General features: G+C 31.7%; 22 protein-coding genes and 1 pseudogene. 17 read left to right on the top strand and 6 right to left on the bottom strand.

Annotation, left to right across the window (positions count from 1 at the left end; genetic code table 11):
• Nucleotides 1–11 precede the first annotated feature (11 nt).
• Complete coding sequence (locus LCF45_RS13040) at nt 12–887, top strand: glycerophosphodiester phosphodiesterase (RefSeq protein ID WP_003189570.1); 876 nt, start codon at nt 12–14, stop codon at nt 885–887.
• Nucleotides 888–1,020: 133 nt separating this feature from the next.
• Here LCF45_RS13040 and LCF45_RS13035 read toward each other — a convergent pair whose 3' ends face one another.
• The 3 genes from LCF45_RS13035 to LCF45_RS13025 all read right to left on the bottom strand — a co-directional run bounded on the left by LCF45_RS13035 (nt 1,021) and on the right by LCF45_RS13025 (nt 3,687).
• Nucleotides 1,021–1,434, bottom strand: a complete 414-nt coding sequence (locus LCF45_RS13035; RefSeq protein WP_002141962.1) for a magnetosome magnetite crystal formation protein family — start codon at nt 1,432–1,434, stop codon at nt 1,021–1,023.
• 144 nt (nt 1,435–1,578) lie between these two features.
• Complete coding sequence (locus LCF45_RS13030; protein WP_016120287.1) at nt 1,579–2,046, bottom strand: hypothetical protein; 468 nt, start codon at nt 2,044–2,046, stop codon at nt 1,579–1,581.
• Between the two features lie 207 nt (nt 2,047–2,253).
• Nucleotides 2,254–3,687 (bottom strand): MocR-like pyridoxine biosynthesis transcription factor PdxR, encoded by a 1,434-nt coding sequence (locus tag LCF45_RS13025; RefSeq protein WP_078203293.1) that lies wholly within the window; start codon nt 3,685–3,687, stop codon nt 2,254–2,256.
• A 152-nt stretch (nt 3,688–3,839) separates the two neighbouring features.
• Here LCF45_RS13025 and LCF45_RS13020 point away from each other — a divergent pair, with 152 nt between their 5' ends.
• The 14 genes from LCF45_RS13020 to LCF45_RS12955 all read left to right on the top strand — a co-directional run bounded on the left by LCF45_RS13020 (nt 3,840) and on the right by LCF45_RS12955 (nt 14,662).
• Nucleotides 3,840–4,751 (top strand): DMT family transporter, encoded by a 912-nt coding sequence (locus LCF45_RS13020; RefSeq protein ID WP_263894877.1) that lies wholly within the window; start codon nt 3,840–3,842, stop codon nt 4,749–4,751.
• 283 nt (nt 4,752–5,034) lie between these two features.
• Entirely contained in the window at nt 5,035–5,958 is a 924-nt protein-coding gene (locus LCF45_RS13015) for a nucleoside hydrolase (protein WP_002127616.1), read from the top strand.
• 77 nt (nt 5,959–6,035) lie between these two features.
• A complete protein-coding gene (locus LCF45_RS13010) occupies nt 6,036–6,500 on the top strand; it encodes a GNAT family N-acetyltransferase (RefSeq protein ID WP_002168287.1) in 465 nt (154 codons plus the stop codon).
• A gap of 183 nt (nt 6,501–6,683) precedes the next feature.
• A complete protein-coding gene (locus LCF45_RS13005) occupies nt 6,684–7,253 on the top strand; it encodes a DUF4256 domain-containing protein (RefSeq protein ID WP_000665071.1) in 570 nt (189 codons plus the stop codon).
• 372 nt (nt 7,254–7,625) lie between these two features.
• A complete protein-coding gene (locus tag LCF45_RS13000) occupies nt 7,626–8,072 on the top strand; it encodes an NUDIX domain-containing protein (RefSeq protein WP_000836819.1) in 447 nt (148 codons plus the stop codon).
• Nucleotides 8,073–8,271: 199 nt separating this feature from the next.
• Nucleotides 8,272–8,547 carry a heterocycloanthracin/sonorensin family bacteriocin gene (locus LCF45_RS12995; RefSeq protein ID WP_001001869.1) on the top strand — a complete coding sequence of 92 codons (276 nt, stop codon included), beginning with the start codon at nt 8,272–8,274 and terminating at the stop codon, nt 8,545–8,547.
• Between the two features lie 113 nt (nt 8,548–8,660).
• Nucleotides 8,661–9,689, top strand: coding sequence for a serine hydrolase domain-containing protein (locus tag LCF45_RS12990; RefSeq protein ID WP_078207063.1), 1,029 nt, complete (start codon nt 8,661–8,663; stop codon nt 9,687–9,689).
• Between the two features lie 31 nt (nt 9,690–9,720).
• Nucleotides 9,721–9,864: a hypothetical protein gene (locus LCF45_RS12985; RefSeq protein ID WP_176112616.1), complete on the top strand. Its 144-nt coding sequence runs from the start codon at nt 9,721–9,723 to the stop codon at nt 9,862–9,864.
• Nucleotides 9,865–10,142: 278 nt separating this feature from the next.
• Complete coding sequence (locus LCF45_RS12980; protein ID WP_002032385.1) at nt 10,143–11,351, top strand: L-lactate MFS transporter; 1,209 nt, start codon at nt 10,143–10,145, stop codon at nt 11,349–11,351.
• A 179-nt stretch (nt 11,352–11,530) separates the two neighbouring features.
• Entirely contained in the window at nt 11,531–11,947 is a 417-nt protein-coding gene (locus tag LCF45_RS12975; protein WP_263894876.1) for a GNAT family N-acetyltransferase, read from the top strand.
• Between the two features lie 184 nt (nt 11,948–12,131).
• Complete coding sequence (locus LCF45_RS12970; RefSeq protein WP_002085308.1) at nt 12,132–12,575, top strand: NUDIX hydrolase; 444 nt, start codon at nt 12,132–12,134, stop codon at nt 12,573–12,575.
• Nucleotides 12,576–12,605: 30 nt separating this feature from the next.
• Entirely contained in the window at nt 12,606–13,736 is a 1,131-nt protein-coding gene (gene dnaN, locus LCF45_RS12965; protein ID WP_002127610.1) for a DNA polymerase III subunit beta, read from the top strand.
• Nucleotides 13,737–13,758: 22 nt separating this feature from the next.
• Nucleotides 13,759–14,274 (top strand): NUDIX hydrolase, encoded by a 516-nt coding sequence (locus LCF45_RS12960; protein ID WP_263894875.1) that lies wholly within the window; start codon nt 13,759–13,761, stop codon nt 14,272–14,274.
• A gap of 142 nt (nt 14,275–14,416) precedes the next feature.
• Nucleotides 14,417–14,662, top strand: a complete 246-nt coding sequence (locus LCF45_RS12955) for a hypothetical protein (RefSeq protein ID WP_002127608.1) — start codon at nt 14,417–14,419, stop codon at nt 14,660–14,662.
• Between the two features lie 58 nt (nt 14,663–14,720).
• Here the strand turns inward: LCF45_RS12955 and LCF45_RS12950 are convergent, their stop codons facing one another.
• The gene (locus LCF45_RS12950) at nt 14,721–15,683 is read right to left on the bottom strand and encodes an MBL fold metallo-hydrolase (RefSeq protein ID WP_002127606.1); all 963 of its coding nucleotides are present in this window, start codon (nt 15,681–15,683) and stop codon (nt 14,721–14,723) included.
• Nucleotides 15,684–16,312: 629 nt separating this feature from the next.
• Here LCF45_RS12950 and LCF45_RS12945 point away from each other — a divergent pair.
• Nucleotides 16,313–17,271 (top strand): annotated as a pseudogene (locus LCF45_RS12945) (hypothetical protein).
• 140 nt (nt 17,272–17,411) lie between these two features.
• The gene (locus tag LCF45_RS12940) at nt 17,412–17,807 is read left to right on the top strand and encodes a RidA family protein (protein ID WP_002127604.1); all 396 of its coding nucleotides are present in this window, start codon (nt 17,412–17,414) and stop codon (nt 17,805–17,807) included.
• A 711-nt stretch (nt 17,808–18,518) separates the two neighbouring features.
• On the opposite strand, the gene LCF45_RS12935 is transcribed toward LCF45_RS12940, so the two are convergent.
• Nucleotides 18,519–19,334 (bottom strand): YwqG family protein, encoded by an 816-nt coding sequence (locus LCF45_RS12935; RefSeq protein WP_016127058.1) that lies wholly within the window; start codon nt 19,332–19,334, stop codon nt 18,519–18,521.
• A 78-nt stretch (nt 19,335–19,412) separates the two neighbouring features.
• A complete protein-coding gene (locus tag LCF45_RS12930; protein WP_002136558.1) occupies nt 19,413–19,820 on the bottom strand; it encodes a DnaJ family domain-containing protein in 408 nt (135 codons plus the stop codon).
• Between the last annotated feature and the right edge of the window lie 6 nt (nt 19,821–19,826).

Below are 19,826 nucleotides of genomic sequence, written 5' to 3'. Positions count from 1 at the left end.
AACATACCGTTATGAAAAAAACAACTATAATTACAATCATTTGTTTCTTCATAGTAATAAGCATCTTTGTTTTTCAACAAGTAAATGAACATAATTATATAAAAGCTACTAATCAATCAAATCATATAAAAAACATTGCGCATAGAGGTGCTTCTGCATATGCACCAGAACATACAATAGTTGCTTATACATTAGGACAACAATTAAAAGGTGACTATATAGAAATAGATCTCCAAATGACAAAAGATGGACATTTAATAGCTATGCATGATGAAACATTAAACCGTACAACAAACGGTGCGGGCTTAGTAAAAGAGCATACATTAGAAGAAATAAAGAAACTAAATGCAGGATCTTTTTTCAATAAAAAGCATTCTAATTTAGCAAAGAAAGAATTTGAAGATGCTACAGTTCCAACAATAGAAGAAATTATTGAAACGTTTGGACATAATGCTAACTATTATATCGAAACAAAATCGCCAGATAAATATCCTGGAATGGAAGAAAAACTATTAGAAATTATTAATCATTACCAAATAAATGATAAAGTTATTATTCAATCATTTAGTGAAGAAAGTCTGCGAAAGATTCATAATTTAAATGCCAATATACCGCTAGTACAATTATTATCACATAAAAAAGCAGTTCAATTAACAGAATCAGAAATAGAAAAGTATAAAACATACTGCATAGGTCTTGGTATGAATTACAAATATATTGATGCAACCTACGTAAAAAAAATAAAGAATTATGGATTAGAAGTTCATCCATTTACAGTAGATAATGAAAAAGATATGAAAAAGTTACTAGTATGGGGTGTAGACGGCATGTTTACTAATTATCCGGATCGTTTACATTCAATATTGGATTTGAAAAATCATAAATAAATAGAATTACCCGATAGGAAATGATGTACGGCTGTTTTCCTGATGGCAACATAATTGAATACATTGAGCCGAAGTTTAAATAACTATGCAAAAGAGAAAACAAAAAGAATCCAATAAAAATATTGGATTCTTTTTATTTAGTTCTATGCACCCATCGTGAAACAATAGGATAATGAAATTCTTTATTTTGTAATTCATATAAAATCCCTTTAAGTGGTCCTAAAATTACGGCGGCTAAAAGTATTATATATAGTGGAATTGTTCCAAAAATAACAAATAAGGAATTTGTACTCAAGTCAATGTGTAATAAGGAAAGCATGATCGTACGGATTACTACGAAGTTCCAAAGAAATACAGCGAGCCATACTCCAAATTGGAAAAGGGCTGATTCTAGATTCATCTCTTTTATACTTTGTGATTTGAAAACGAAATAAAGTATGAGCGGTATAAAGAAAAGTGTATTACCAAAGAGGAAAAAGGCCAAGAAAGATAATAAAGTAATTGCATGTATCACTAGTTTAATGTTTTTATCTTGTGATAGTATCATTAAAATCCTCCTATATTTAATTTAGATGGTAAAAAACAATATAACCCATTATATCATAGGAAACATGAAATCTAAATAATCATACTATTCTCTGTATTGAGCATAATTTTTCATAAGATTACTCAGAAAGTAATCAAAATGCAACTAATTTTCCCTCTGTTTTTTATATTTTTTTGATACACTGGCTACGAGAGGAATGCCAATTAAGGTAGGTAAAAACCAAAACCATATAGGCGGCAGTAAATTAATAATTGGAATATGAATTCCGACGTTTACTAAAAGTGCGGTTACGGCACCGATATAGGAGCCTAACATACCTCTAATATGGTGATGAACCCAATTTTTCCAACGCTTTTTTCCTGCAAGATAGCCATAAATCGCAAATGAATAAGAGAAAATTGCTACATAAAATAAATATGCGATTTTATCCCAGTTTATAATGGACAATATAATTGCAGTAAGAGTTATTACAACGTAAGATGCATGATATATTTCTCCCCATTCTGTATGTTTCCCTTTCTTTTTTTGAGCAAGCATCGCTACAATTCCCGTAATTAAACATATGGTTCCAAATAATATGTGAATGGTCAAAAGGATATTGAAAATGCTCATATTAATTTCTCCTTTTTATTCTTATAGTATTGCAGTATAGGAGAAAAGTTGAATAATATTGTTAGTTCGACTTAATATATTGAAATAAGAGTATCCGCTAAAGATTGACGGTGATTCTTATGAAGAACTCATTTTATTAGGAAACGAAATGCGATTGTGGTAAATAAGATATAACAAAAATCCTCTTTACATTAAAGAGGATTTTTGTTATTCCATCAACCCACGGATCAATTCACTTAATATATAAATTCCTCGATTGATTTCTTCAGGGGAAGCATATCCATACGATAAACGTATATATTGATCTGATTCTTCTTCATAAATACGTCCTGGATTTAAAAGAATGCCCTTCGATAATGCTTCTGAAAATAGTTTTTTCATCGAAATGTTAGGCACTACCCTTAGCCATATAAAAAATCCACCTCTAGGAATATCCCATGTAGTAATGTCAGCACAGTACATATTTAATGCTTGTATCATTATTTGTCTTCGTTCTTTTAGATGAATCCTTACATTGGCTACGTGCTCCTCATAAAAACCTCTACTCAACCATTCTGCAGCAACTCTTTGAGATAAAGAACTTGACCCATAGTCAGTTTGCATTTTTATGTCTGATAATCTCTCAATAACAGGCTCTGGTCCGATAATCCAACCAATCCTAAGTCCTGGGCTAAGTGTTTTAGATAGACTACCGATATATAAAACATGTCCATATTTATCCATCGACTTTAAAGGAGGGGGCGGTAGTTCATCCATCCATAACTCACGGTAAATATCATCTTCAATGATAGGCAATTGTTCTTTTTCGCATATTCTTAGTATTTCTTTTCGTCGATTCTTGGACATTAATACACCCGTCGGATTTTGAAAACAAGGAATCGAATATAAAATATTTTTCTTTTGACTATAATTAATTCTTCTTAACAAATCATTAGGGATAATTCCATGTTGATCCATCTGTATTCCAGAAAGGTGAATATTAGCCGATTGAAATACGTGAAGAGAATATAAGTAAGAAGGTCGTTCAAGTAAAACAGTTGACTCTCTATGTAAAAGACCGATTGATATTAATTGTAATGCCTGTAATGCACCAGAGACTATTAATATAGAGCTTGGTGATGTATTTATTCCAAATGATTTTACATAATTACTTATTGCTTCACGTAAAGGGAGATATCCTTTTTGTTCTTCATATCCGAAATAATCTAGTTCCTCACATACGTTACGCATAATGAATTGCATAGTTTCTAACGGGAAAAGATGAGGTGCAAGTTCTCCTTTACTAAGATGAATCAATTTTTTATTTGCTTCTGCTTCATTTATTTCTCGTACCATTAACTTGCTTGGTTTATGAATACCAGCCTTTACATATTCACTCCAATCGGGCGGGGGATTGGTGGCTAATAATGACCATGTATTATTCGTTACAATTGTTCCTGACCCGATTTTCCCTTGAATTAAGCCATCTGCCATAAGTTCTTCTAGTGCAATTATTACAGTACTACGATTTACATGAAATAATTTCGCTAACTGCCGCTGGCTAGGAACCTTACTTCCAATTGGCCATTCTCCGTATTCAATTTTTTCTTTCATATAGTCTATTATCTGCCGATATTTAGGCAGTTTTTTATCAGTAGACATATTAAAAACTCCCTCATTCATTTTAAAAATGCAAAGTGGTTGGTTTTTTCGAGGATTAACTGGTTGAAGACATTGTATCAACTATTAAATATGATGAAAAGAAATAATTGGTAATTAGAAAATGGCTGGTTTATTGGAGAGGGAGAGAATATATGCATAATAAAAAATGGGATTTTCGTATTGTATGTGCTCACGCTTTTACGATTCTTATATGGGGAACAGCTTTTCCAGGAATTCGGATGGGGCTTGAAGCTTACACCCCTGAACACCTTACTTTGCTACGATTATTAATCGCTTCTTTGATTCTTTTTCTGTTTTCACTTATATACAAGTTACGTTTACCTGATTTGAAAGATATTCCAGTAATTTTTATATTTGGTGCTCTTGGATTTACAATTTATCATATTGCACTGAACTACGGTGAAAAGAGTGTGAATGCTGGACCTGCTAGTTTAATTGTATCAGTAACACCTATATTAACGGCAATTCTTGCTTCTATTTTTTTGAATGAAAGAATGAAATTAAATGGTTGGATCGGTGGTGTAATTAGTTTTGTAGGAATTGCTTTTTTATCGTTAAGTCAAGGAGATTCCATTCAATTGAATAGTGGGGGATTACTAATATTATTGGCGGCAATTTCAGAAAGTCTATTTTTCGTTTTTCAAAGGCCATACTTAAAAAAGTACGGTTTCTTGCCATTTACAATATATACAATTTGGTCTGGCACTGTATTTATGCTTATTTTTTTGCCAGGGATTTATCAAGAAATCGTAACAGCTCCTATAGAAATTACTTTGAGTGTTATATATTTAGGTGTGTTCCCGACAGTACTGCCGTATATTGCATTAGCATATATTACATCCCATGCCAGTGCTTCTGAGGCAACAAGTTCTCTATATTTAACACCAGTAACTGCATGTATTATCGCTTGGATATGGTTAGGTGAGGTGCCAACCTTTGTTTCGATAATTGGAGGGGGAATTACTATACTTGGAGTTGTGATTGCTCATTTAACATTTAATAAAGATGATTATAAGCACATTGAGAGTGAAAAGGTATGGTAAGACATCCCTACGAGTATTTGCAATTTGAATGCAAAATTTCGGATTAATAACAGGTTTTCAATTCTATAAATATAGTGAAAAAAATCTATATTAAAATCAGTTAGTCCAATATTTGTACGAGATTTAATTAAACTGGTAGATTATTTATCTGCAAAAGAACTAGCATAATGCTAGTTCTTTTTTATCAATACATTACTCACCATTAATATTTGCTTAGAACTGTATAGATTTAATTTTTTTCCACATATACATAATTATCTTACCTATGAAAGGAGTGCATTTCTTGGAGAAGGTTTTATTTTTTGGAGACCCAGGTATTGATGATTCGTTTGCAATTATGTATGGCTTACTGCATCCTGAAATTGAAATTGTTGGTATCGTAACTGGATATGGAAATGTTGAACATATACATGCCGCTCATAATGCCGCATATATTTTACAGTTAGCAAACAGACAAGATATTCCTGTAATTAGCGGTGCAACAGGCCCACTTACAAATGAAATTACAACGTATTACCCTGAAATCCATGGACCAGAAGGATTAGGGCCCATCCATGTACCGGAAAGTGTGTTATCTATTCCTATATACAATTTTGGTAGTATTGCTGCGATTCTTGTAAAGTATGGAGAAGATTTAACAATTGTCGATGTAGGAAGATCTACCTCGTTAGCGATTGCTTTTAATTTATGGAACGAATTGATGTTAAATATAAAAGGAATTTATTTTATGGGTGGTGTCTTTTTAGAAGCAGGGAATGTTACTCCATTAGCAGAGGCAAACGTGTACGGAGATCCTATAGCAAGTCAAATTGTATTTCAGCAAGCGAAAAATATAACGTTATTCCCTTTAAATGTAACAAATAAAACGGTTTTAACCCCAAGTGTATTTACTTACATTTTAGTTAATACACAAAATCCATTTAAGTCGATTATGAAACCCATGTACGATTATTATTTATCAGCATACCAAAAACTCAATCCATCTATTGAAGGGCCATTATTACACGATGTACTTGCTATAAGCGGTTTAGTGAATCCTACATTTTTAAATTATACATCCCGAAAAGTGACTGTGGATATATGTGGCGAAACGAAGGGACAAACTTTTGCTGATTTTCGCCCACACTCTAAATCTGAAGGGGCGCGTATAGCGTTACAATTAGATGAGGAAAAATTTATTCAGGATTTTATGAAAATCATGTTATAAGTTGATGTCGAAAAAGGGAATCATTTCACTCCGTTGAATATAAAAGATAAATTCTCTTTTTAAAGGAGCTTAAAATAGTGAACGTTCAATTAAAAATTGTTACGAGAGAAAATTGGGAAGACGCATTAAAGTTACGAGTTAAAGAAAATCAAATCCATCTTGTTCCCGCAGTGGCAGTATCACTTGCTAAAGTATACATAAAACCAGATGGTGAAAATGTCGAATATATTCCATTCGCTATATATGATGGTGACCTTATAGTTGGTTTTATTATGCATGCTTTTGTACGAGAGTCAACAGATATGTATTGGATTAACGGATTTATCATTGATGAAAAAGAGCAAGGAAAAGGATATGGAAAAGCAGCATTACAGGAAATCATTAACTTAATAAAAAATAACTTTAAAGAGTGTGAGGAAATTAGATTAACTGTCCATAAAGATAATATTTCTGCAAAGAAACTATATGAATGTTATGATTTTAAACCATTAGGAAATGTATATGACGGTGAGGAAGTATATCGCTTATTGTTGTTGAAATAAAGATGTACTGTTTTGAAACAATAAGTTGTTCCGTTAAAGGGTCATATTGCGGAGAATTGGTTGTACTAATTCATATAAATTATCGCAAACTCAATTCACGCAATTATTTAAACATTTTATTATAAAACAGTATTTATATATACTTAAACTATCATTAATAAAAACATCAATGGAGGAACTAATATGAAAGAAAGCAATAAAAAAGAGTTGTCACTAGAGCAACGTGAAGAATTACTACAAACATTGAAAGATCGTTTTGAGAATAATATGAACCGTCATAAAGGTTTAGAATGGGCTAATGTTCAAGAAAGGCTGGATGCTAATACTGAAAAGTTGTGGTCGCTCAACGAAATGGAACGAACTGGTGGCGAACCTGATGTTGTTGATTTTGGTAAAGAAAAAGGCGAATATATTTTTTATGATTGTTCAGCAGAAAGTCCTAAAGGTCGTAGAAGTGTTTGTTACGATCTTGAAGCGCTAGAATCAAGAAAGAAACATAAACCAGAAAATAACGCTATTGATATGGCAACTGCCATGGGTATTGAACTATTAACGGAAGAAGAATATCGTACATTACATAATCTTGAAAATTTCGATATGAAGACGTCGAGTTGGGTGCAAACACCTTCTGATATTAGAGAACTTGGCGGTGCCCTTTTTTGCGATTATCGCTTTGGACATGTCTTTGTGTATCACAATGGAGCAGAATCCTACTATGCCGCAAGAGGTTTTCGTGGTTCGTTAAGAGTCTAAAATTTGTACAGGCAGGTAAATTTGAAGTAGAGAATAGATTTGCTTAGGGAATAGTAGTGATTGCATACTTTAGCTACGGCTTCGATTTTGAGGCTGCAAAGAATAGGGCTAATCAAACCTTATTGTAAAAGAATGAATCAACTAAAAATATTAAGAGTATGTTTTGATAATTTTCTTCATAAACATACTCTTTTTTAGAATCATTTATCAAAATTATTAGTTTTAATTAACGTATAAACGAGAACTTGTAAAAGGTACTCTTGCAATTATCAATGAAATTCACCCATATGAAACACCTATGATTTATATTATCCCGCTTTTAAATGAAAATTTTCGAGCAAGTATAAAGTGAATGAGTAGGAGGAATACAAAATGAAAAGTAAATTCCATCATATTGTACGAGCTATCATGATAAAAGATGAAAAATTACTAGTTGCTGAATACATAGGCCATCACTATTTTTTACCCGGTGGTCATGTTGAAATTGGGGAATCAGCAGAGAATGCACTAATAAGAGAGTTACGAGAAGAACTTGGAGTAACTTACAGTATAAAACAATTTTTAGGCGTCATAGAAAATCAATGGCAAGCCAAAGAAACCCTCCACCATGAAATTAACCACATTTTTGAAATAGATTCAAATGAGTTAAAATCCGATTTCACTCCAATATCTAAAGAGTCCCATTTAGCATTTCACTGGATTGATTTTAATAAAGAAAATATAAATTCCTATACAATAATGCCGACACCTTCAGTAAAAGAATTACTAGAAAAAAAATTAAGTGATGAACTATTAACTTGCTGGATTAGTAATTTTTAATTGTCTCTATTTATATTAATTCCGTCCACTAAAAGAATATAAAGAAAATAGGCTCATAAACAAGGTACATCACCTAGTGTAAAGTCATATTTTGTTGATGTACGCATTTAGTCTATAGCCTTATTTCTACTTTATTTTTAAAAGTAAATAAACTCGAAAATTTGGACGGAATTTACATTTGTAAATGGAGGGTTTCATAATGAATGAGTTTCAACAAGAACTACAAGCGTTAAACCTTAATGCTTATCAACCTGGTAATGTTGTGTATTGGGATCAGCAACAAAATCAATATCCATATTACTACATTCAAGACGACGCACGTCGTTGTGGCGGATGCGGTGGCGGCGGACGTTGTGGCGGTTGTGGTGGTCGCTGTGGTGGTTGTGGCGGCGGACGTTGTGGCGGTTGCGTAGGTTGTGTAGGCTGTGTTGGTTGTTTTAGCTGTTCTAATTGCTGGAACTGGTGGTTTATTTAAGTATTATAGATCTATAATATTTCACATGAAAGAAAAGTGCAGATGCAAAGTTATAATGTATTGAAACTTTTCTTTCATGCTGTTATTTTTATATGTTTTAGGGGGATATTTATTTGTACAAATATGAAAAATTAATTTCATGGGTAGAAAGCATTAAAGAGACCAATCAAAGTTCTGCGGCAGCACTTTGTATTATTAAAGATAATAAGATTGTACTAGAGCATTATAGTGGAACGCATTCAAATACTCCTACTAGTAAAAAAGTAACTATATCTTCACAATTCAATGTCGCTTCCGCAAGAAAAAGCTATTTAGGATTAATGGTAGCTTATGCAGTTTATGAGGGGAAAATAAAATCTCTTGATGACGAGGCTGTAAATTATTTTAAAGAATATGATTCTTCATTACTTGGAAAGACAACGATAAGACATTTAGTAACTCATTCACACGGTTTAAATGAAACCGATGATGGGACAGCTTTTCGTGAATTTGAGCCGGGACAAGCTTGGGCGTACAGAGATATTAATGTAAGAATGGTGACGCAGCTTATTTATCAACTGTATAATAAGAGTTTTCCTGAACTATTAAAGGAGCGTGTATTCACACCTGCTGATTTCAAAAAAACTGGATGGAGAATAAAACAAGATGATAATTTAGTTAAGGTTGTTGTAAACCCAGATGAAGATGCAATAAGTAGTGTTGGTGCAGTAGATGACGGCTCCGAGAAAAATCTTTTTGTCTCTGCGAGAGAATTTGCATTTTGGGGTAACCTTCATTTAAATAAAGGGTTTTTAAATGGTAAACAAATTGTGCCAAAAGAAGTTATAGCACTTGCTACGAGCTTACAAAGTCCAGAGTATACAAATAAAGAACTACCTCAAAACGGGTTGTTTTGGTTCGTTCAAAATGAACCTGCTTTATTTAGCGAACTTGGTGAGCGAGTTCCTAAAGGTTCCTATCAAATATTAGGAATTACAGGACCAACGATATTAGTCATTCCAGAATATAATGTCGTCGTTGCTAAAATGTACAATAAAAGATACAACTATGGTGGGGATAATTATTTATATTATTTACGTGAATTTAGCAATTTAGTCGCTGATACATTTAGTAGCAGTAAAAATACTATGGTTAGGGTATAACTACTCCTATAATAAAAAGGAGTGAACTTTAATGAAAAATGAAGTGAATAAAAATAAAAAGCAAAATATAAAGGATATAAACACAGAACAAAACGCGATTTATAGCGATCCGAAAGATGCAGCTAATATGCAAACTGTACCGCAGCCGAAAGACTTTGAGGAAATTGAATATTAATTTTCTCTCCGACTTATTTATGAAAGAAAAATACGTCTTAAGTCTCATCACTTTCAGCAAATTATTTGATAACATATATACATAAGCATTCGAAAATGTCTTATCTTAACAAAGCTTTCTTTAAATGCTGTATATAACCTACAAAAAGGCACTTCTTGATGAAGTGTCTTTTTGTGTAAGCTAACTCAATTTCCATTTTCCGTACAGTATCTTGCAATTTATCATGGATATACTAACTGTGAAAATTCATGTCATGATAAAAGAAGGGGACAGTTAGCATGAAACAAACATCTATAAATCCATTGCTAATTGTTCTAGGTACAATCATTGTTCAAATTGGCCTAGGAACAATTTACACATGGAGTTTATTTAATCAACCCCTTGTAAGTAAGTTTGGATGGAACCTCAATTCAGTCGCGATCACGTTCTCAATTACGAGTTTTTCTTTATCATTCTCAACTCTATTTGCAGGAAAGCTACAACAAAAATTTGGACTTCGTAAACTTATCGCTACTGCAGGAATTGTTTTAGGACTCGGTTTAATACTTAGTTCACAGGTTTCCTCATTACCATTACTTTATTTATTAGCCGGTGTTGTCGTTGGATACGCTGATGGAACAGCATATATTACATCACTATCTAATTTAATTAAATGGTTTCCAAACCGTAAAGGACTTATTTCTGGTATATCTGTTTCGGCATATGGAATGGGAAGCTTAATCTTTAGATATATAAACGGAAATCTTATCAACAGTCTTGGAGTATCACAAGCATTTTTATATTGGGGTATTATCGTCTTACTATTAGTATTGATAGGATCATTCTTCTTACGTGAAGCAATTGTAAGTAACACTGCAACTGAAACATTACACAATGATTATACGCCGCGTGAAATGATGAAAACAAAACAAGTATATCTCTTATTTTTCATGTTATTCACATCATGTATGGGCGGACTGTATTTAATCGGTATGGTAAAAGACATCGGGGTGCAGCTCGTTGGACTTAGTGCAGCGACGGCCGCTAATGCCGTCGCAATGATTGCAATCTTTAATACAATAGGTAGAATTATTCTTGGAACGTTATCAGATAAAATAGGTCGATTAAAAATCGTCTCGGCTACATTTATTATTATTGGATTATCCGTCTTCACTTTAAGTTTTATTCCACTAAATTACGGAATTTATTTTGCTTGTGTAGCGAGTGTTGCCTTTTGCTTTGGTGGTAACATCACTATCTTCCCAGCAATTGTGGGAGACTTCTTCGGATTAAAAAATCATAGTACAAACTACGGGATTGTTTACCAAGGTTTCGGATTTGGTGCACTTGCAGGATCATTCATTGGAGCACTACTTGGCGGATTTCAGCCAACCTTCATTACAATCGGTGTTCTATGTGTTATATCTTTCGTTATCTCTATAGTAATCCGCCCTCCAAATGCAGAAAAGAAGAAGGAAATCAAATCGTTAAATCGAAAAATAGCTTAATGCTAAGAAAGAGTCCTTATACTAGGGCTCTTTTGCTTTACAAAAAATGTATAAACAATGAATGACATTCAAAAAATCTAATTTTTTCCCTGTACTTATTTCATAATCTAACATTAAAGAAGATAGGAAATTCCGATTATTAAATTGAATAAATAATGTAAAGGGGCGTGATAGTTAAAATGCAAATAGTAAAGCAATGGGTACAAGAAGATAGTGATTACATAAGAGAAAAAGTAATTGAATATAACCAAAAACAACTTTCAAATGAAGAAAAAACACCTTCAGAAAAGATTAGTTTTATAGTGAAGAATGAAAAAGAAGAAATAGTAGGAGGGATAACGGCAATCACATTTTGGCACCATGTATATGTTGACTTCCTATGGGTTTCTGAAAAATACAGGCATGAAGGTTATGGAAGCAATTTAATGAATCTTATTGAAGAATTTGCAATAAAAAAAGAATGTAGGCTAATCAAATTAGATACTTTTAGTTTCCAAGCCCCTAATTTTTATAAGAAGCATGGATATAAAGTGATAGGGGTAAGTGAAGATTATCCTAAAGGGCATAATCATTACTATTTAGAAAAAAGGTTATAAATGAATCATTAAAGAGTGTATTATGATTAATCTTTTTCAAAATATGCTCTTTTCTTTTGTGTGTCTATGAACACGATATCGTTTCGTATTAGTTATTTACTCAAATTACTTTTTATGAATCAAAACAATTTAATGATAGAATAAAATAAAGACAGAAAATTTTCACCATTCAAGGGGGTTACATATGAAAAAAGTAAATGTTACATACGCACTTCTATATGATGAAACTCATGAAAAGCTATTAATGGTTAAAAACAAAGGGGAAAATGGTTCTTATTACACTTTACCAGGTGGAGCAGTTAAATTCGGGGAAACGTTAGAAGAGGCAGCAATTCGTGAAGTGAAAGAAGAAACAGGGCTAGACATATCCGTAAAAGGGGTTTGTTCCATTAGTGAAGCCTTTTTTGAGGAGAGAGGACATCATGCAATCTTCTTTAATTTTTTAGGAGAAATAACCGGAGGGGAAATCTGTATATCACGGCCAAAAGAGATTGAGGAGATTACCTGGATGGAATTAGATTCAGCAGAACCTTATTTACGTATACCAGAACACTTAAAAAGCCTTTTACAAAAGAAAGAAACAGTTCCTTATATTTTTAATGGAACTATTATTCATCAATCTTCATAAAGATAGTATTTCATTTAAGGCGGGGGAAAAATGGAGTTTATCGTTAATCACAAACAATTTACACAAGCTCTTTCAGAAGTAAGTAAAGCTATCTCAACAAAAACTTTAATTCCTATATTATCCGGAATAAAGATAACAGCAGATCAATCTGGAATTACTTTAATCGCAAGTAATTCGAATATTTTCATTGAAAAATTTATACCTATTTCAATTGAAGACGAACAAATTACAACTATTTTAAAAGCAGGAAGTATTGTTGTACCAGCAAAGTATTTCATTGAAATTATTAAGAAAATGCCAAGTGAGATTTTAATAAAAAGTATGAATGAGCAGTTGATTACAATTCAATCAGATGAAATTACTTTAAACTTAAATGGACTCTCGGCAAATGAATTTCCTAATGTACCATTTTTAGACTCACATACAGAAATACAAGTAGAAACGGAACAGCTGATTGAGGTATTCAAACAAACTGTCTTTGCAACTGCTAAAAATGAATCTAGACCAGTTCTTACTGGCGTACATTTCGTTATTGATCATAACAAATTAATTTGTGCTGCTACTGATTCGCACAGACTGGCTTTACGTGAAATACCCATTTCTTCACATGCGAAATTAAATTGCATTGTACCAAGTTCCACTATTAGTGAACTACTAAAATTAATGAGCAGTAATTCAAATTTAGTATACATATATCTTTCAGAGAGTCACATTATTTTTAAATTCGGTACAATTACGTTGTATTCAAGGCTTATTGAAGGGAAATATCCTAATATATCCGGCCTAATTCCAAATGAATCCCAAACGATTATTAATATAGATAGAAAAAAGATTTTACAAGGTGTAGATCGGTCAAGTTTATTGGCTAGTGAATGGGCAAACAACAACGTTAACTTAGAAATCATCGACGAATGCACAATACAAATTTCTTCCAACGCTTCTCAAATTGGTAAAATATCCGAGACACAACAAATAGATGCGATTCACGGTGAAAAGCAATTAAATATATCTTTCGACGGACGATATATGGTCGATACTTTAAAAGCAATAAAAGAAGATAGAGTTACTTTAAGTTTTGGCGGTTCCATGAGACCGATATTAATTGAAGCAGGTGAACAATCTGCAGCAGTATATTTAATATCGCCTGTTAGAACTTATTGAGAACAAAGGAAGGAATTAAATTATGTACAAGCACACTTTATGTTTTATAAAAAGAAATGAAGAAATACTTATGCTAAATAGAGAATATGATCCTGTAAAAGGATTATGGAATGGTGTAGGAGGGAGGATAGAAAAAGGAGAAACACCGTTAGAAAATGCAATTCGTGAAATAAAAGAAGAAACAAATATAGATGTTGAACAAAATCAAATTCAATTTAAAGGCATTATTAAATGGGAGGATTCCTCATATTCTGGTGGCATGTATGTCTATTTAGTAAAGCTACTTAATGAATTTACATATCACACTCCAAAAAAAGTCTCAGAAGGAATTCTAGATTGGAAAGAGGTATCTTGGATTCTAAGTGACTATAATTACGGCGTAGGAGAGATGATACCTAAATTTTTAACTGAAGTACTTTATAATGAATTAATATTAGAGCACTCTTGCGTTTTATCAAATCATAAATTAGTAGAGTATAAGAATAAAGAATTAGCTAAGCAGACCAGCCCAATAGATTCAATAAATAAATTAGTGTAAGCAGTAACAGAAAATAGCTAATGTAGTCGAAGTGAAACTAAAGATAAAATTTAACGTGAGGGAGAGTATTTTAAATAGCAGGAAAGCAAATATAGTAAAGTAGTAATTAGGGGAGATTAGTATGTAATAGAAGGAGGAGCTCATGAAAAAAGGAAATCAATTATTTTGGATATATATAACTAGTATTACTATTATAATACCTTTAATTATTTACTTAGCATTGGCAGCCTCTAGCGAAAAAGATACTCTTACTCAAGTGAAAAAAGCTCCCAATATCCCATCGGCTATTCAAGATTCAAACGATATGGAAGACCCTACAGGATATTGGACAACAGAAAAGATGAAAAATGCAATTCCAGTAGATAAAACAAAGAATTTTAATAGATGAGTCATAAATGAATAAAAAGCGAACCATCAATATTAAATTGGTTCGCTTTTTATTATACTTACACTTCTCGCCACCAAGCAGCCGTAGGATAATCTTTAGATTGTAACGTAATAGCTTCACCGATTTGTGGCGTTGCAATATTAACCCCTAAACGATTTGCTTCTTTCGTAACACGTTCAATTGGATCACTCCATTCATGTAATGCTAACGTAAAAGCACCCCAATGAATAGGAACAAGCAATTCTCCTTTAACGTCAATATGAGCTTGTACTGTTTCTTCTGGCAACATATGAATAGCAGACCATCTCGTATCGTACTGCCCGCATTCCATTAAAGTAAGATCGAATGGACCATATTTCTCACCAATTTCCTTAAAGTGAGGCGCATAACCGCTATCACCGCTAAAGAAGACTTTCGTTTCTTGACCAAGAATAAGCCATGAACACCATAAAGAACGATCTTTATCTGTCATACTTCGTCCAGAGAAATGCCTTGCAGGAGCGCAAACTAACTTAATATTATCAAACGTAATTTCATCCCACCAATTATGTTCACTAATTTTATTAGGTGAAACACCCCATTTAATAAGATAACGCGCAACTCCAATCGGGACATAAAAATGCTTCGCATAATCTTTTAACCGCATAATACTTTTGTAATTTAAATGATCATAGTGATTATGAGAAATGATAATCGCATCAATTTCTTGAAGTTCATCATGTTCTAAAGAAAAAGCACCACTATACCGCTTACTATTAAACACAGGAAATGGGGAAGAGGCATCTCCAAACATAGGGTCTAATAACAATTTTTTACCTTCTATTTTCAAAAGAGAAGCAGAGTGCCCAAACCATGTCACACTCTCTAAAGATTCATTATTTTTATTCGATAAAACAATAGGTAAATTCTTTACAGGACGTAGCTTTGTTTTCATTTTAAAGTAATCAGTCATTAAACCGATAATATCTTTCGGATTAAAACTTACATCAGTCGGAATTTGATTCATATATTTCTTTTTCATTAGTTCTCCTTTTTACGTTTAACAATATACGTATGTTGTTATTGTAGCTAATTGTAGTTTAAACGAAATCATTTTACCTTTCATCTTAAATGCAGTACATTTCATAAATTCTTCAAATTTATTATTTATATATAAAAAATAGAATTCATTTAGCAGCAGCTAAAACTAATATTATGTATTTGTGAATTGTTTTGTTTAAGTACATTCTTTCTTATAAACAACAAAGACCGTATGTTTCTTTATATGTTATAGAAGCAGATAGGTAACTAATTATCCACAGGAAGGAGAGTCTATAAATGCTAGAAGAAAGAAAAAAGAAGTCTAAATGTAAACTATTAAATATCAATAATTAAATATAGAATTCTAGATAACCTTAGTATAGGTATCAACATAGCTATACTAAGGTTTTTTATTTGAAATCATTAAAGGATACTAATTTTTATTTATAGAACATAGTAAATACATAGGTTTTACAATTAAATTACTAAAAAAGAAGGTATTTTAAAATGCTTGCTAATTATACTCCGGAGAAAATACTTAAAACAACTTATGAGACAAAAATGATTTCATAAGTTGACAATTATCCAACTTTAAAAATAAGCGGAACAAACTTTCAATATTTACTTGTAATGCTCCATCTGGGCATAGAATCAAATACTATAAAAACGAAGCTAAATTGGACTAACGAGGAATTCGAAAAACAAATGCACGCATTAGAACTAGGAGGTTTATTGAATGAGACAGAAGGGAGTTACTATCCAACATGTATGGTTATAACAGCTAATGAAGGAGAAAAACTGTATAACCTATGTGAGCCTCTAATTAAAACTGCACTTAACATAATTGAAAAGCATTCTAATCAAATTGATGCTATGTCTAAAAGAATCGAGACATTTAATCATTTACCTAAAGAATCGTATAGTCTTTTACTATATAGTGGTGTGTTATTAGATTTTGGACAAATAATTAACATTGAGGAAAACTATTTAGAAACAGAACGGCCTTTGAGAAACAATAAAAGATATTATTATGCGATTATAGAACAAGAACAAACAGACAAAGAGTCCTTTGGAATGTATGGTAATACGTATTTGGATTTAGGGGAATATCAAATTGGTCTTTATGGAAACACTCCATATACAACTTTGAATTTAATAACTGCGAATAAAGAAACGTTTGAAGAATATTTTCACGATGCTATTACTGATATTAATTATACAAAAAACAATTAGTTAAAAATTTTGTAGCAGTAGATAGACAAGTAGACTTAAATTCAAATGTATTATACGAAAAATTAGGCTTATATAAAAATTCGCAATGAATTATCCCAGTGTTTAAAGCTAAAGATTTATCTATACTTAACGAAATCGCGAACACAATCAGTAAAGATTTGATCTTATTATGTAAAGAAAATGAGAAACCTTTAAAAGAATACTTTGCAAGCAGCAGATACGCAAAAGAAATAACTTACGAAGAATTTTTTATTTGGTGGTATCACTTTTTCTATACAAAAATAACTGAAGAATTAATAAAACAAGGCATAATTAGTATCAGCACTCAAGAAAATCAAACATATATAATCTATTAAATACCTAATTTTATAAATATAAGCAGCGTATTATAACTCCACATATGTAGCAGAAGGATATGTGAAAAATCATTTGTAAAATAGATATTCATCTAAAATCAAACATGAAGAAAATACGATATAAATAGGGGAGATGCACCTTGCAAAAGAAATTTATCAACCCGGAAACTATGCCAGCAACTTTTGGATACTCACATATTGTTGAGGTTAGTAACGCTACACGGACAATTTACATATCAGGACAAGTAGCGATTAATGTTGATGGTCATATAGTTGGGCATGGAGATTTAGGTACACAAACGCGCCAAGTATTTGAAAATATTAAAGTAGCATTAGAAGCTTCAGAATTAAATTTTAATGATGTAGTAAAATTAACATTTTTCTTAACAGATATTTCTCAAATGGCCATTGTTAGAGGTGTTCGAGATCAATACATTGATACTAAGAATCCACCAGCAAGTTCAGCTGTAGAAGTTAGAAAGTTAATTAACGATAACTTATTAATTGAAATCGAAGCAATTGCTGTAGCAAACTAATTTTAAAAACTTATTCTTAATCATATCAACGCAATTCGTTCACTTTAAACGAATTGCGTTTTTTATTAACTAAAATATAAATTATACACGGAAACATTCTTATCAATAACACAACATAAATAACTTAAAAAACAAATAACCACACAATCTACAACACATTATGAACCAAATTAAAAAGGGGAGGCTAACAACCATAACTAATATATAATAGGTTTATTACTTTTTACTAGTTAACATAATATATATTATACGAAGTTATATAGAGTAAGTGTTTATCTGTATCAAAAACCAAGTAAACTATACTTAATGAGACGAAACGGGGATTTTTAATGAGATTCACATAAAATCTTATCTAAATGAATTTCTACAGTTTTTATCGTTTATTTTGCTATAAATTAATCACAGCAAATCTTAATCGATTAATTATCGTTTAACGAATCAAAAATAATTTTGATTAGCACGGAATTTTTTTTATGCGAAATAAATTTTTCTATACAAATGATAAATTTCATTTTATGTTTTGCTTTATAGATTTATTGCTAATTACATATGTTTTATTATTTTATATTTTTGTTGTTATTTCTTTTATTTACGCTTGACTTTCATTGTATTCTTCATTCTAGTTAACATAACGTTTATTTTTAACGTAAAAAAATCCTCCTCACCTTCAGGAAGATTTCTTTTGCTAGCTAGTAATCCATTTATCTATTTTTAGTAACAATCCCAATTGTAAATAACATTGGAAAAATCTAGATTTAATAAATCGTCTTTCTTTATAAAGAAATTAGCAACACCAGAATCTCCCCACATAATATTTAATGAATCATCTGTATCGATTTGCAGCAATAATATATCATGTTGCTGGTATTTTTCTTCCCATTCCCTTGGATCTGTCTGTGTGAAAAATGGATAACCACCAATTTTATGCCCTTGATCTTTACATAAATCATCATACAGTTCGCCTAATTCTGTATTATTTTCTTCATCAACAATTTCTTCCCAATCAATTTCCTCACTAAACATCTTTTCAAATCGATAATCCCTTGATGTTACGGGCTGATAACCCAATTCAAACTTTAATTTCGCTGCTTCAGGTATGATAAAGTCCTCTAATTCTGAAGTGTTTAAATAACTAAAATCAGTAATAACCTTATTTAAATCTTCTATAATTGTAGAATGATAAATAATTCGAAAGTCTTTTTGGATTGTTGGATGATCAAAATCTGCTCCGTAAAGCTCATCTTCAGCACTTACGAAAAACTGTAGCATACCCTTTTGAGGCATATATTCAACATGCGGCATTTCTTCAAAGTTTAGCTGCGCAAGTAACATCATAGGTTGTCCATTTGAATCTTTAGGATGCTCTTGATTTATAGGTACATACGGATAGCCACCAAACTTACTTTCAAAAAGAGTTGTTTCTGCTTGCGTTCCAGACACTTTAATATACGGTTTCACACTTTCTTCTAAAATACTACGATACTGCTCAAGTTCTTTCGGAATTTGAAGTTGATACGTATTCTTCATTACATTTGCCTCCCCTTAATAATGAATTGAAAATGCCCTACTTAATTATATAGCAACAGATAACTTCATTGAAAATCGTTAAATATCCGTTTTAACCCTCATTTTTTGCGCACTTGGCGGACAAAGTAAATTATGTTCTGAGACCTTTTTATTAATAGTTGTAATTAACATAGCTGCTTCTACATTATCCGTTAGTTCTTTTAAATTTTCTTTTAGATGATCTATTTCCTTTGAAAGTTCAATCCACCTAGGCAAAACATGATTATTTTTCAAAGTTCTATAAAGTTGCTTGTCAGGATTATACGAAAGATCTTTATCAAGATTAAGAGGTTTCCCTTTCCCAGGTAAATCATTAAACGCTCCTGTCTTTTCTGCCTGTTTAACGATAGAGCTAATATGATCCTCATACGTGAACGACCAAACTTTTTCATCTTTAACTAAAATTTCTTGTTTTTTAAGTTTTTTATCTAGCTCATCTTGATTCATAGATTC

This window comes from Bacillus sp. 41-22, assembly GCF_025809295.1.
GTDB lineage: Bacteria > Bacillota > Bacilli > Bacillales > Bacillaceae_G > Bacillus_A > Bacillus_A mycoides.
The sequence above is the reverse complement of the archived record's forward strand: the minus strand, read 5'-3'. Positions and strand labels throughout refer to the sequence as shown.

Coding starts and splice junctions, on each gene's coding strand:
- LCF45_RS13040 (WP_003189570.1), top strand. CDS start 12: ATGAAAAAAACAACTATAATTACAATCATTTGTTTCTTCATAGTAATA.
- LCF45_RS13035 (WP_002141962.1), bottom strand. CDS start 1,434: ATGATACTATCACAAGATAAAAACATTAAACTAGTGATACATGCAATT.
- LCF45_RS13030 (WP_016120287.1), bottom strand. CDS start 2,046: ATGAGCATTTTCAATATCCTTTTGACCATTCACATATTATTTGGAACC.
- LCF45_RS13025 (WP_078203293.1), bottom strand. CDS start 3,687: ATGTCTACTGATAAAAAACTGCCTAAATATCGGCAGATAATAGACTAT.
- LCF45_RS13020 (WP_263894877.1), top strand. CDS start 3,840: ATGCATAATAAAAAATGGGATTTTCGTATTGTATGTGCTCACGCTTTT.
- LCF45_RS13005 (WP_000665071.1), top strand. CDS start 6,684: ATGAAAGAAAGCAATAAAAAAGAGTTGTCACTAGAGCAACGTGAAGAA.
- LCF45_RS13000 (WP_000836819.1), top strand. CDS start 7,626: ATGAAAAGTAAATTCCATCATATTGTACGAGCTATCATGATAAAAGAT.
- LCF45_RS12995 (WP_001001869.1), top strand. CDS start 8,272: ATGAATGAGTTTCAACAAGAACTACAAGCGTTAAACCTTAATGCTTAT.
- LCF45_RS12985 (WP_176112616.1), top strand. CDS start 9,721: ATGAAAAATGAAGTGAATAAAAATAAAAAGCAAAATATAAAGGATATA.
- LCF45_RS12980 (WP_002032385.1), top strand. CDS start 10,143: ATGAAACAAACATCTATAAATCCATTGCTAATTGTTCTAGGTACAATC.
- LCF45_RS12975 (WP_263894876.1), top strand. CDS start 11,531: ATGCAAATAGTAAAGCAATGGGTACAAGAAGATAGTGATTACATAAGA.
- LCF45_RS12970 (WP_002085308.1), top strand. CDS start 12,132: ATGAAAAAAGTAAATGTTACATACGCACTTCTATATGATGAAACTCAT.
- dnaN (WP_002127610.1), top strand. CDS start 12,606: ATGGAGTTTATCGTTAATCACAAACAATTTACACAAGCTCTTTCAGAA.
- LCF45_RS12960 (WP_263894875.1), top strand. CDS start 13,759: ATGTACAAGCACACTTTATGTTTTATAAAAAGAAATGAAGAAATACTT.
- LCF45_RS12955 (WP_002127608.1), top strand. CDS start 14,417: ATGAAAAAAGGAAATCAATTATTTTGGATATATATAACTAGTATTACT.
- LCF45_RS12950 (WP_002127606.1), bottom strand. CDS start 15,683: ATGAAAAAGAAATATATGAATCAAATTCCGACTGATGTAAGTTTTAAT.
- LCF45_RS12935 (WP_016127058.1), bottom strand. CDS start 19,334: ATGAAGAATACGTATCAACTTCAAATTCCGAAAGAACTTGAGCAGTAT.
- LCF45_RS12930 (WP_002136558.1), bottom strand. CDS start 19,820: ATGAATCAAGATGAGCTAGATAAAAAACTTAAAAAACAAGAAATTTTA.